This window comes from Actinopolymorpha sp. B17G11 (assembly GCF_040196095.1).
Lineage (GTDB): Bacteria > Actinomycetota > Actinomycetes > Propionibacteriales > Actinopolymorphaceae > Thermasporomyces.
Genome location: NZ_JBEFTW010000072.1, coordinates 1 through 11579, shown reverse-complemented (window position 1 = coordinate 11579; position 11579 = coordinate 1). Strand labels below are relative to the sequence as shown.

Sequence of the window (11579 nt, the reverse complement as noted above, 5' to 3'; positions counted from 1 at the left end):
CACCAAGATCCGCCAATTCATCACCGGCTGGAACGACCGCTGCCACCCCTTCGTCTGGACCAAGACCGCCGACCAGATCCTCACCAAAACGAACCGTCAAAAGATCTCAACCACGGGGTACTAGGTGGTCTGTGACCTGAGAGGAACGGCAAAGATCGAGAGCGCTTGGCTCAATCGGTCGGAAGCGTTCGCCGCTCAGTCACTATACCCGGTCACGTTCGTTGCCGTCAGAAGCGCTCGCCGCCGTGCCTGCCTGATCCCTCTCACTGCGCCATGCGCCGGGTCGCGCCCGAGTCAGCGCAGATCCAACCGCATGAGCACCCGGGGAAACCCACCGGAGATGGACTCGGTGTCGGCGGCCTTGATGAAGCCGGCCCTCTCAAACAGCGCGCGGGTGCCGACGTAGGCCATCGTGGGATCAACCTTCTCTCCCTTGTTGTCGACCGGATATCCCTCGATCGCGGGCGCACGACATGACCGCGCATACGCCACAGCGCCGTCGAGCAGGGCGTGGGAGATGCCCTTGCCGCGGTGGCCGGGACGCACGCGGATGCACCACACCGACCAGACGGGCAACTCGTCGACGTGCGGGATCTTCCTCGAGCGCGCGAATGGAAGCTCCGCTCGAGGTGCGACAGCGGCCCACCCGACGACTTCGCCGTCCTCGTAGCCCAGGACGCCCGGTGCGACCTTGCGGGAGCACAGCTTCCTGACGTGATCGCCCCGTGCGCGCCCGACCAGCTCTCGGTTGGTCTTCGAGTCAAGCCGGTGACTGAGACACCAACACACCGAAGAATCGGGATTCTTGGGACCGAGCATGATCGCTACGTCGTCGAACCGCGCCGCGGTCGCAGGCTTGACCTCGATGCTCACGCACTCACGTTAGTTCACTGGCTCGCACCGGCGGCCGCCGAACCAGCGCCTGCCCCACGCGGTCACGCCTCGGAATACAGGACAGATCCTGGCGCCGATGCCGTCTAGGTTGGGTCACACGCCAACGACGGAGGTGCTGAGCTTGCCGGCGAACCACAGCTTTCGGTGCGACGGGTGTTCGGCCCTCGTGGAGGGGTCCGACCTCGAAGCGTTCAGCGATGCCTACGTTGCGCACGCCCGCTCCCAACACCCGGACTGGCCGTTCCCCGAGATGGCCATCCGCAACTTCGCCGAAGCGACGCAACGCCTCACCGGACCGACGGAGCGCCTCGACACCATCGGCACCGTGACCATCCAACCGGTCGCAGCCTCGCGGATCCCGGACTGGCTCGCCTTCTTCGACCATGACGCATTCGCCGGAAACCCTGTCGACGCTGTGTGCTACTGCAGCGGGCCACACGTGTTCGAACGCGGCCAGGAACGTGGGGGCGAACTACGACCATGGAGGCAGAATCGCGAGCTGATGATCAGCCTCCTCGAGAGCGGACGAGTATTCGGCTATCTCGCCTACGCCGACGGCAGGCCGGCCGGCTGGGTAAATGCCTCGACGCGAGTGGAGTGCTCGATGTACAGGGTCGGCGAAGGCGCCAACCCTCCCGACTTCGACGTGATTTCCCTCTCGTGCTTCGGGATCGCACCGCCATACCGGGGCCATGGGCTCGTAGGCAGCCTGCTCCAACGGGTCCTCGCCGACGCCCCGGCGAGGGGGATGGCCTGGGTCGAGGCCTATCCGTTCAACGACCAGGAGAACGTCGACGAGGACAACTGGCGCGGCCCAAGATCGCTGTTCGACGTGCACAAGTTCGAGTTCGTGGAGAAACGCGAGCGGTACACCGTGGTGCGCCGCCGCGTCGATCCGGCGTAGCTCAGCCTGGACGGCGGAAGGCCAGCGGTTCGACCACGCTCTCCCCCGCCACCATGACCCGGCCGCATCTCGGGGCACTCTGGCCACCAGGCGGCTACGACGGATTGCGGTTGATGCCCGCTCTCTTTCGCGCAGTCAGACGCACCCGTTAGCGGGACTGGACGATCTTCACTTGGTGACCGTCGGGGTCTCGGACCCAGGCGTACCGGAGCCGCCCGTCGGGCGAGTTCATCGGTCCGGTGATGACGGTCGCACCGGCTGAGACAGCGCAGTCGAAGAGACCGTCGGTGTTGCCGGACCAGAGCACGACCTCGGTCGTCGCGCTGCTGCCCGAGGTGACTCCCAGGTCGGCGAGCCTGTTCGCCGCGGCCGCCGACGTGAGTCCAATCCGGCTTCCGGCAACGTCAACTTCGGCATGCTCGATCGGACCGGTGGTCGGAAAGCGGAACACTTCGGGAAGGCCCAGTTGGCCGTAGAAGGACAGGCAACTCTCGACGTTCTCGCAGAATAGATTGACCTGGAGTTGGGCGATCGTATTCATACGGGTCGACCTTCGGCTTTGGCAACAATCTCGACCAGCCGGCCTGTCCACCGTGGTGTCGACGTCCGCCAACTCCTGGTGCCCGCTTGGGGCGCGTCCGCAAACAACGCCGGCGAGACCGTCGTAGCCATACGCGGCTCGGTCGGATCGAACACGCATGTAGCCGCCGAACTACCCTCACTCACCGGCAAGATGGGTCCTGATATCGCGCATAACCAACGCACCGAGTTCGTTGAGAACTGTCTCGACATCCCTGCGGCTGGGACCAGGAATGGCCGGGGCTACGCGAGCGGGACGGTACGGTGCGCCGATCCACGCAAGTGCCTGGCTGGCGTACTCGGCATAGTCGGGATGATGCTGGGTGAGCATTCTGGCGCCCGCCGTGCGTGCTGTCGTCCACGTTCGGTCGGTGATGGAGTACAGCACTGCCGCAGCCATGAGGAGCCTGCGACCCACCAATGCGGCGACCTCCTCGACGTCGCTTGGCGACGTTGTGCCCTGCAGGCGTTGCCGAAAGTCGGCGATCATGCCTTCCAGATCGCCGACGAACTCGCGTGCGAGGTCCTTGTCTGGCTGGCACCTTGGAAGGTCTGTCCGGAGATCGACTCCGGCGATGCTGACGCAGTAGTGCTTGAGGAAGCAACGGTTCGCCTTCGCTGCCTGTGTGGGGGCAAGGAAGCTCTCCAGCGAGCCGGCTCCGATCGCGACGTCCCTCACAGTGGAGCGATACTGATTGGTGAGGTCCTCGCTGAGGTGGTGGCACATGTCGATCGCGCGTTCAGTGGTGACCACGGCCAGCAAATCCACGTCTGAGCCAGGTGGTACGGCCTGGCCAGTAGCCACGCTCCCGTAGAGGTAGAGGCCGTGTAGCTCTTGTTGCAGGGCTGCCCTGATCCTTGTCGATACCTCCGCGAGCACAGCATCGAAGGGTGCGCGAACCTTGGCGAGGTCCACGCCTGTCGTGATGTAGCCGGTCTCGTCGAGTCCTTCGTCCGGATCCGCTGCCACTGTCTGCGCGTCCCTCCAATGCCGTCGTGGCCGTCGTGGCCGTCGTGCCGCCTGGCCAGTCGTACGCTGGCACGGCCCAGCCAGAGGCGAGCAGACCAACAGCACGAGGAGAACCATGCCAGGTGCCGTCACACTCATCCGGTCCGAACGGCCGTCGGACGTCGCGGAGTACGCGTACGCGGCAACCGCACCGGCGAGGTCGCGACTGATCTTCCTGGCGGGCGCGTGCCCGTTGAACGAGGACGGGTCGACCGCGGCCGTCGGTGATTACGCCGGACAATCGGCCAAGGCGATGGACAATCTCCGCACGGCGCTCGCAGCCGCCGGGGCGACGCTGGAGGACGTCGTGAAGACCACCGTCCTGGTCGCCTCCACCGAACGACGGGATCTGGTCACGGCGTGGCAGGTGGTCAGGAACGCGTTCGGTGAGCACGGCGCACCCAGCACGCTGATGGGTGTCACCGTCCTCGGATACCGCGACCAGCTCGTCGAGATCGAAGCCGTCGCCGCGGTCCTCGACTCCGATGACCTCCCCACCAGCAACTAGGCGAGCTTCTTACGCATGACCGTGATCATCGTTTCGTAGCGGGTGACCGTGCCGTCCGGCGCCTCCTCGTCCCAGGCTCCAGGTTCGCGGCCGGTGACGACGTAGCCGAGGCGTTCATAGAGTGTGCGTGGCCGTGGCTTGTTCTCGTCGAAGCCAAGTTCGGCCAAGGTGAGGCCACGTCCGCGGATCCGCTGCTCCAATGCCTGGATGAGGACCGTGCCGATGCCGCAGGAATGCAGCGACGCGTCGACCGAAAGCTGCCACAGCACTGGGATACCCGAGGGCTTGGCGTAGTCGACCCCGCCGGTCGCCACCGGAATACCAGACGGTGGACAGACAGCGAGGAAGTCGACCTCGCCGCGCTTCGCCCGGTCGAGCGCGTTGAATGTGCCCTCAAGATAGGTCTCTGTCCACCCGGAGAAACCCGGATACAGGTCCTCGGCAGTCAGATCTCTCACCGTCAGTGGCAGCACGACTTCGGGCATACGCGGCACCTTGTCACGCTTGCGCCAGCAACCGCCACAGGATTCCACTACCCGTCGCCGGCACCCCTGTTGCTGGGCCAACCCTTCAAGTGGATCAAAGGTCGTCAGAACGGCCCGCGGCGAGTCGGGACCACTGTGCCGTAGGCCGTCCGTCGGTCCGGAACTGCCCACCGGCGGTGCCGCTAAGGCGCGGCCAGCCGGCCGGCGAGTCCTCCCAGGTCTCCTGCCGGCCGTACACGGTGAGATCGAGCAGGTGATAGCTGGTGGCGCCGGCCTCGGTGCCGCGTCCGGTCGACCAGTACGTCTCGAACACCCGGTCGCCGTCACGCAGGTAGCAGATGTAGCCGCCGAAGTGACGCCCGGCGAGCAACGCGTCCCCTGAGTCGCGCGCCGAGTACCACGGCATCTCCCAGCCCATGAAGTCCCGGTAGCGCGCACTCTCGGCGTACGGCCCCTGACAGAACGTCGCGTACGTGACGTCGCGGCTGTGCAGATAGGACAGCTCCAACGCGTGCCCGGTGAAGAACGTGCAGCCCTCACACTGGTCCGCCGCAGGCTTGCCGTCGTGCCACATGTGGAGGTACGTGATCAGCTGCCGCCGCCCCTCGAACACCTCGACAAGGGGCACCGGGCCCTGCGCACCGACCAGCGGGACCTGCGCGTCCACCTCGACCATCGGCAGCCGCCGCCGGGCGGCCGCGATCGCGTCGCCCTCACGGGTGTGCGCCTTCTCCCGCACCAGCACCCGGTCGACCTCGGCCTGCCAGGTTGCCCGGTCGACGATCTCGGGCATCGCGTTCGTACTGTTTGCGTTCATCGGTTCACCTTTCACTTGTCTGGCCCGACGCATCGCCGGCTCCCGGAAGGTACGACCTGCCGGACGACCGAAACTCATCGTGAGCCACACCGCCTGACATGCTGGTCCCATGGATGACGGTGAGCTGGTCGATCTAGGAGATGTGACGCTGTTCGTGCGCCAGCTCGGTGAGCGTCGGCGAGACAAGCCCTCCTTGGTGGTGCTGCACGGTGGACCAGACGTCGGTCACAGCTACCTGTTGCCCGGGTTCGAACCCCTGGCTGGTGACCATCACGTGGTGCTCTTCGACTTTCGCGGCCTCGGACGGAGCAGCCGCAACCTGCCTGCTGAAGCGCTGCAGCCGGAGTACGTCATCGAGGATGCCCGCCGGCTGATCGACAAGCTGGGGCTTGGGCAAGTGGATCTACTCGGCTTCTCGACCGGTGGGCGCGCCGCCGTCCAGTTCGTGGACAAGCATCCGAACCACGTACGCCGTTTGGTAATGGCCTCCACCTCGGTGTACAGCTCAGCCGACAACGAGCCGTACCTCGAGAACTGGGAGGAGTACCAGCGGCGGCGCCGTGCGGAGGAAGCCCAGAATTGGGCGCTGCGTAACTCGACGATCTTCGTCTGGGATCTGGATCTGGCACCTGCGTATCTCAAGCTGCTGGACGGCCTCGACGAGGGGGACTGGAGCTACGAACGCGCCCTCGACGGGCGAATGCATCCATGGTTCACAGGTAACCCCGAGGAGATCCTGCGAACATCGGGGAAGCCGATCCTCATCCTGCACGGCGAGAAGGACATGGGCTTCCCAGTGCAGCTGGCCCAGCGCTTGCACGCCGCGGTGCCCGACAGCGACCTGGCGACCATCGAGAACGCCGCCCACATGTGCCACTTCGAGAAACCCGATATCTGGTCACAGCACATCCGTACCTTCCTGAACCGCGCCTGACTCGGCAGATAATGGCGTGGTGGGCGTCGAGGAGCTGAGGCAGCAGGAGGTCGAGGCGTTCCTGGCCGGACGGCCGGGTACTGCGGAGGACCTGGAGCCGCTTTCGGGCGGGGCGTGGTCATCGGCGTGGGCCTACCGGGCAGGCGGCGAAGAGCTGGTGGTCCGCTTCGGTCAGGAGGTGGCCTGGTACGAGGCCGACCGGATGGCGATGGCCTTCGACGGCCCGGATCTGCCCGTGCCGGAAGTCAGGGAGGTGGGCACTACCCCGTCCGGCCGGGCGTACGCCATCTCGGTGCGTCACCACGGGCGGTTCCTCGAGGACACCCCGGTAGAGCTGGCCGACGCGACCGGCCCCACCCTCACCCGCCTGCTCGTCGCTCTCTACCAAGCGGCGGCGCGTCCCGGTTCTCCGGTGGTCTGGCACCAGCCGGACGCATCCGCCGGCAGCTGGCGGGAGTTCCTCCTCGCCGGCCTGGTCGACGATCCGGAGAAACTGGTGCACGGATGGAGTGCCGCCCTGGCGCGCGACCGGAAGCTGGCCGCGCTGTCCGCGGCGGTCACCGAGCGGGTGTCAGCCCTCGTGGACGCCTGCCCGGAACGCCGGGACCTGGTACACGGCGATCTGTTGCACGGCAACGTGCTGGTGAGTCCGGACGCCCACCGGGTCGAAGCGGTGCTGTCGTGGAAGTGTTCGGTGCGCGGTGACTTCCTCTTCGATGCCGCCTGGTGCAGCTTCTGGGCGTCGTTCCACCCGGGGATCGCCGCTGCCGACCCGCTGCCCGGACTGCTACGGGAGCCGAGTGTGCAGGCCGAGCGCGGCGCCCTCGTCGACGCCGCCGCCCGCCACCACTGCTATGAGCTGCACATCGGCTTCACCCATCTGGGGTGGAACGTGTGGACCGGAAACCAGGCAGCTCTCGCCGCTACCGCACAGCGTCTCGCCGAGGTCCTCGAACGCGGTCCCCTGACCTTGACCGGGGACTGAACGAGCTCAAGTCAGCACCGAAGTCAGACCGCAGACTCTCAATGAGTGCGCGTCTCTCGATCTGGTAGTGCGTCGTGTGGTCACGGCTATCATGTCGCAGTGATTCCGGCCTCGTACGTCGAAGCGGCGGTGCGCGCCTGGCCGTATCCCGCCGAGTCGGTCACGCCGCTGGCCGGTCAGGGGATGAACTCCACCACCTGGCTGGTCGCCACCGCGCACGGCCCGTACGTGGCCAAGCTGGTCGACGATCTCGACGCCCCTGGACTGGTCAGGGGCCTGCGGATCGCAGAGTTTCTCGCGGCGCGCGGGCATTGCCATGCCCGAACACGTGGACGCTGTGGCGCGGCGCATCTGGCCGGAGATCGTCCGGACTGTCGAGGACCACGACTTGTCGATCTCCGTCATCCATGGCGACCCCGACGTCAGTGGGGGCTTCCTGCTCGCCGACGACACCGGCGACCCCAGCCACGCTGACGAGAACACCCGGGACGGAATTATCGACTGGGTGACAACGATGCGCGGCCCGCTGCTGTACGACCTGGCCTGCGTCGCGGTCATGACCAAACGAGCAGGTCCACAGGTCGCGCGCTGGTTCACCGAAGGTTACGCCGCTCAGATGCCGGACATCCGTCCCCAACTTGCCTACCTGGACTTCCTGGTCAGGGCGCGCTGGCTGGCCAACGCGATCTACTTCGCCGACCGGATCAACCGGGACATCGAACGAGGATCAGGCTCGCCGACCTTCAACCAGGACGGCCTCGTCGAAGCCTACGCAGGCATGACTGCCAGCGTTTGATCGCCGGTCTGCTGACGAGGTGCCGCCCACCTGCCGCCCCCCGGACCCGTCGCCCCTCGCAAGTGCCTGCTCGTAGGCCGGAGCCAAAGCGGGTCACGGCACGAAGATCGCGACGCGGACGCCGATAGTCGCCCTTGACGCGTGAAGCGGAGGACGTCTGTCCGAGTCCAGGCCCGTCCAGGCCCCGGATTAGCAAGGAGCGGACAGCCCGGCTCGTCCGCGCGCTGTGGGACCCCTTCCTCCGCCGGCCAACTCTGGCCCTCCAGCCGATTGCCGAACTGTTACCTTCCGCCCCGCCTTGAGCCCTTGCACAAGTGTTGCGCATACGCAACACTTGTGCCGCGCGCGCATCGCGGCGCCGGGGGGAGATGGCCCGAGCGGTCGGTGATCACCGCCGTGAGGCCGGTCGAATTGGCGTGAGCAGGGGAACGGACGGAGCGGTGCTGGCCGGTTAATTCCTGCCCGTTCTACAGGGGATGCCTATGTGGTTGTCGGCGGTCGTGATCGGCGGGGTGGGGCTCGGGTTGGCGACGGTGGTCGGGATCGTGTTCGACCTGCCGTGGCCGACTAACTTCGACAGGCTGGTCCACCTGCTTTCGAAGGTGTCCTGAATCAGCAGGGGCGAATGGTTGCTTTGTTGGCGGGTTCGATTCCCGCCCGTCCCACGGTGCCCAAGGGGTGGGTACAGCAACACCGAGTGGACTACCCGGGGGTAGCAACATGAGCGAGAACATTCCTGGAACTCAGGGTCCGCAGCCGGCGACGACGCAGGTATGGGGGGCTCCACTGCCGGAGGCGCCGAAGCCTCCGAGCCGAAGTACCCGAAGGGGCTCGGTCGGGTGGCTATCGGCATCTATGCCGGCCTGCTTGGCATCATGCTCGGCTCGGCCAGCGCAGGTGGCGACGCCACGACGACGGTTGAGGCTGGTGCAGAGCCGGCGCCGACGGTGACGGTGACGGTACCGGCGGATGCGCCTGCGGCGAAGCCGGCGGCCGGGAAAGTGGAGAAGCCGAAGGTCGAGAAGCCGAAGGTGGAGGCGCCGAAGGGAGCGGGGATCGGCCAGGCCGTGAAGGACGGTGACTTCACGTTCACGGTGACGAAGGTGGAGAACGGTCCCGCGCGGATCGGCAGTGAGTTCCTCGGCACGGAGGCGCAGGGCAAGTTCGTCTTCGTTCACCTGAAGATCGCGAACCACGGCACCGAGGCAGGGACGTTCTTCGGGGACAACCAGTACCTGATCGACACGAAGGGTCGGAAGGCGAGCGCCGACGGCGAGGCCGCGATCTATCTCGAAGAGTCGAAGTCGCTGTTCGAAGAGATCAACCCGGGCAACACGCTGTCGGGGATTGTCGTGTTCGACATTCCGAAGGATGCGGTTCCGGCGAGCCTGGAGTTGCACGACTCGATGCTCTCCGATGGCGTCACGGTCTTGGTGAAGTGACCACGCGGGAAAACAGTTGGCGGGCTCGGCACGAGCAGCGTCGTGCCGAGTCACCACCAGCAGTGAAGAGCGACGGCCGCAATACGGCGGAGGTGTCACTTGCCGCATCCACGGGGATGGATCTATCGAACCGGCCGGGGCGTTGATCGTCGGACACAATTCGGTGCGGCGTGGTCGGTCGGCAGTGCCGTCACCGAGTCGTTGTCATGAGCAGTGCGATCTGGAGTCCGCCGAACCCACGCCTCGACCCAACGGGGGCGCCGGTGGGCCATGGGTCGGGTAGATGCATTCGCAGTCGTCGCGCCGAGGATGCTATCCGTGCGTGCGCGTTGATGAGCTTGCGTCGGATGGTTGCGGTGGTCGCCTTGGCGAGCCCGCGGCGAGGGTGCCCGCGCCGCGGGTGAGGTTGAACGCCATCACCGCCAGCACCAGAGATGCGGCGTTCGCGGCGAACTTGCCTGACGGCAGGTGCGCCAGCGCGGAGTTCTTCAAGTCGGCCTGCACTTGCTCGATGATCGCGTGCTGGCGTGCCGCAGCAGGTCCATGTCATCGATTGAGTCCGCACGAGCCACCATCCCCGCCACCAGCGAGGCGACCGTTGAGCCCGCGTTCGTCCCCCTTGTCACCCGCACACTCAGATGCGCATCGGCTAGGTCATGCAGACCCACGGACTCGGCCAGTGCCAGCGTTGGCGCCAGCCCACCAGACGACACGAGATTCCGCTCGTCGAACCCCACTGACGTTGAGGCGAACGTGAGAGAGTTACACCTTGCGAATGCCCTTCGTAATGGCTTCAGATCGACCTTCAGCCAGTACGATCTTGCCACCACGCAAACGGGAGATCGCGCTCGTAGCGCGCCACGCACCTCGGATCGGCTACTTGACGCAGCCTTCGGTCAGAAGCGCGGTCGGCCATTTCTTCTTCTCCATCACGACGTCGATGCTACCGCCACAGCGGATCCAGGCGTCTCCCTCGCGCTCGAGTAGGACCGCGGATACCGGATAGCCGCGCGGCACGTCGACGGTGAACACGCCGTCATTTTCCAGGTCCGGATTTGCGCCATGGAAATCCGCCATGTCGCGCTCGCCGATGACGCGTCCGTACACGTCCTCAACCCGGATGCGGAGCGCCCGCCAGCGGTTCTCGGGGTAGGGCTCGAAGGTAAGCGTCCATGGCACGGTTTCGTCTGGCCACGGAGGAAGATCGGCACCTCCGTGCTCGATGAGACGATAGGTCAGATCCAGGTGTGGACCCTCCGACTTGTCCAGTGGGATGGACAGGCGGTAGGTGCCGCTGGTGACCGACCCGGAGTCGGTCGTCGGATACAGCAGCAGGGCGAATGGAACGCCGTCGGGATCGGGGATCTGCATCGGCCGCAACGCCGCGGCGCACGGATCGCCCCTCTTCTGTTTCCCCTCAGCCGTCCATCCGAGGCCACAGGTGCCAGTCACACCCAACTCTGCGCCGCCCCCCTCACGCTCTGCCTTGCCCTCGAACTGCACCAGGCCCGGGATCGGCGTCGCCTTGTCGGCGTCCAGGCGGACCACAGTCCACAGCACGCCGCCCTTGCGTAGGGTGCCGGGCGGCAATGCTTCGACCGTGATGCCGTCATCTCCACTGATCTCCGCCGACTCGACGAGCACATCCAGAGCAACGTCGTTCGAGAGTGCGATCGGGGCTCGGTACCGCAACCAGCCATCACAGCGACGGCGGACATCACAGCCGTGACTCGCGCCCATCGAATCCACGACACGACGTTTCCGCCCATGCGCCAACGCCCCGGTGAGGTCCAAGGCTGCCGTGAATCTAGGACTTGAGAATCCCGGCGTCAACGCCCTTCACTGATGTCCACGACCCGCGCAACGCCCTTGGACGTCGACGAAGAGTCCGGCTTGGTTCGAGATATCACGCAAGGTCTTCGAGCTAGTTGGGCGGTCGCCGGCGGGGCCTGACCTTCTATCCGTAGAGGCAGGCAGCTTGATCGCGAGCTGCGGGTTTACACTCCGGCGCTCGTCGACCGGGTGCTCGTCGTCGCCCGGCGTTGCAGGTCGTTGGCGTCTCGCTGGGGTCAGCGTGGTGCATGTGTCGGGGCTGGCCGGCTAGTGTCCTCCGCCTGAAATTCGTCGGGTAAGTGTAGGTTTGGTGGATGGCGAGGACTGGGCGGCCGAAGGCTGAGCTTGTGTTGAGCGATGAGGAGTGCCAGACGTTGACGCGGTGGTCGCGTC

General features: G+C 66.0%; 13 protein-coding genes and 2 pseudogenes. 8 read left to right on the top strand and 7 right to left on the bottom strand.

Annotated features, from left to right (window positions below; translation table 11 throughout):
• Positions 1-124, top strand: a pseudogene (locus ABN028_RS35695) (IS630 family transposase); the annotation flags it as partial.
• A gap of 170 nt (positions 125-294) precedes the next feature.
• Here the strand turns inward: ABN028_RS35695 and ABN028_RS34480 are convergent.
• Positions 295-873 (bottom strand): GNAT family N-acetyltransferase, encoded by a 579-nt coding sequence (locus ABN028_RS34480; protein WP_349699552.1) that lies wholly within the window; start codon positions 871-873, stop codon positions 295-297.
• Positions 874-1060: 187 nt separating this feature from the next.
• Between ABN028_RS34480 and ABN028_RS34475 the strand changes: the two genes are divergently transcribed.
• Complete coding sequence (locus ABN028_RS34475) at positions 1061-1798, top strand: GNAT family N-acetyltransferase (RefSeq protein ID WP_349699551.1); 738 nt, start codon at positions 1061-1063, stop codon at positions 1796-1798.
• A gap of 148 nt (positions 1799-1946) precedes the next feature.
• On the opposite strand, the gene ABN028_RS34470 is transcribed toward ABN028_RS34475, so the two are convergent.
• Both ABN028_RS34470 and ABN028_RS34465 read right to left on the bottom strand, forming a co-directional pair.
• Complete coding sequence (locus ABN028_RS34470; RefSeq protein WP_349699550.1) at positions 1947-2339, bottom strand: VOC family protein; 393 nt, start codon at positions 2337-2339, stop codon at positions 1947-1949.
• A gap of 177 nt (positions 2340-2516) precedes the next feature.
• Positions 2517-3347 carry a nucleotidyltransferase domain-containing protein gene (locus ABN028_RS34465; protein ID WP_349699549.1) on the bottom strand — a complete coding sequence of 277 codons (831 nt, stop codon included), beginning with the start codon at positions 3345-3347 and terminating at the stop codon, positions 2517-2519.
• 115 nt (positions 3348-3462) lie between these two features.
• On the opposite strand from ABN028_RS34465, the gene ABN028_RS34460 reads away from it, so the two are divergent.
• Positions 3463-3894, top strand: coding sequence for a RidA family protein (locus ABN028_RS34460; protein WP_349699548.1), 432 nt, complete (start codon positions 3463-3465; stop codon positions 3892-3894).
• Here the strand turns inward: ABN028_RS34460 and ABN028_RS34455 are convergent.
• Together ABN028_RS34455 and ABN028_RS34450 are read right to left on the bottom strand one after the other, a co-directional pair.
• Complete coding sequence (locus ABN028_RS34455; RefSeq protein ID WP_349699547.1) at positions 3891-4379, bottom strand: GNAT family N-acetyltransferase; 489 nt, start codon at positions 4377-4379, stop codon at positions 3891-3893. The genes ABN028_RS34460 and ABN028_RS34455 overlap by 4 nt on opposite strands.
• 94 nt (positions 4380-4473) lie before the next feature.
• Positions 4474-5196, bottom strand: coding sequence for a DUF899 family protein (locus ABN028_RS34450; RefSeq protein ID WP_349699546.1), 723 nt, complete (start codon positions 5194-5196; stop codon positions 4474-4476).
• A 109-nt stretch (positions 5197-5305) separates the two neighbouring features.
• Here ABN028_RS34450 and ABN028_RS34445 point away from each other — a divergent pair, with 109 nt between their 5' ends.
• From ABN028_RS34445 to ABN028_RS34425, 5 genes are all read left to right on the top strand, one after another.
• Positions 5306-6130 (top strand): alpha/beta fold hydrolase, encoded by an 825-nt coding sequence (locus tag ABN028_RS34445; protein WP_349699545.1) that lies wholly within the window; start codon positions 5306-5308, stop codon positions 6128-6130.
• Between the two features lie 19 nt (positions 6131-6149).
• Positions 6150-7115 carry a phosphotransferase family protein gene (locus tag ABN028_RS34440; RefSeq protein WP_349699544.1) on the top strand — a complete coding sequence of 322 codons (966 nt, stop codon included), beginning with the start codon at positions 6150-6152 and terminating at the stop codon, positions 7113-7115.
• A gap of 316 nt (positions 7116-7431) precedes the next feature.
• The gene (locus tag ABN028_RS34435) at positions 7432-7911 is read left to right on the top strand and encodes an aminoglycoside phosphotransferase/kinase family protein (protein ID WP_349699543.1); all 480 of its coding nucleotides are present in this window, start codon (positions 7432-7434) and stop codon (positions 7909-7911) included.
• A gap of 476 nt (positions 7912-8387) precedes the next feature.
• Entirely contained in the window at positions 8388-8522 is a 135-nt protein-coding gene (locus tag ABN028_RS34430; protein WP_349699542.1) for a hypothetical protein, read from the top strand.
• Between the two features lie 162 nt (positions 8523-8684).
• Complete coding sequence (locus ABN028_RS34425; protein WP_349699541.1) at positions 8685-9353, top strand: DUF4352 domain-containing protein; 669 nt, start codon at positions 8685-8687, stop codon at positions 9351-9353.
• A gap of 190 nt (positions 9354-9543) precedes the next feature.
• Here the strand turns inward: ABN028_RS34425 and ABN028_RS34420 are convergent.
• Together ABN028_RS34420 and ABN028_RS34415 are read right to left on the bottom strand one after the other, a co-directional pair.
• A pseudogene (locus ABN028_RS34420) lies at positions 9544-9881 on the bottom strand (transposase); the annotation flags it as partial.
• Positions 9882-10229: 348 nt separating this feature from the next.
• Complete coding sequence (locus tag ABN028_RS34415; RefSeq protein ID WP_349699540.1) at positions 10230-11186, bottom strand: hypothetical protein; 957 nt, start codon at positions 11184-11186, stop codon at positions 10230-10232.
• Positions 11187-11579 lie beyond the last annotated feature (393 nt).

Coding starts and splice junctions, on each gene's coding strand:
- ABN028_RS34435 (WP_349699543.1), top strand. CDS start 7,432: ATGCCCGAACACGTGGACGCTGTGGCGCGGCGCATCTGGCCGGAGATC.
- ABN028_RS34455 (WP_349699547.1), bottom strand. CDS start 4,379: ATGCCCGAAGTCGTGCTGCCACTGACGGTGAGAGATCTGACTGCCGAG.
- ABN028_RS34460 (WP_349699548.1), top strand. CDS start 3,463: ATGCCAGGTGCCGTCACACTCATCCGGTCCGAACGGCCGTCGGACGTC.
- ABN028_RS34425 (WP_349699541.1), top strand. CDS start 8,685: ATGGGGGGCTCCACTGCCGGAGGCGCCGAAGCCTCCGAGCCGAAGTAC.
- ABN028_RS34450 (WP_349699546.1), bottom strand. CDS start 5,196: ATGAACGCAAACAGTACGAACGCGATGCCCGAGATCGTCGACCGGGCA.
- ABN028_RS34445 (WP_349699545.1), top strand. CDS start 5,306: ATGGATGACGGTGAGCTGGTCGATCTAGGAGATGTGACGCTGTTCGTG.
- ABN028_RS34470 (WP_349699550.1), bottom strand. CDS start 2,339: ATGAATACGATCGCCCAACTCCAGGTCAATCTATTCTGCGAGAACGTC.
- ABN028_RS34430 (WP_349699542.1), top strand. CDS start 8,388: ATGCCTATGTGGTTGTCGGCGGTCGTGATCGGCGGGGTGGGGCTCGGG.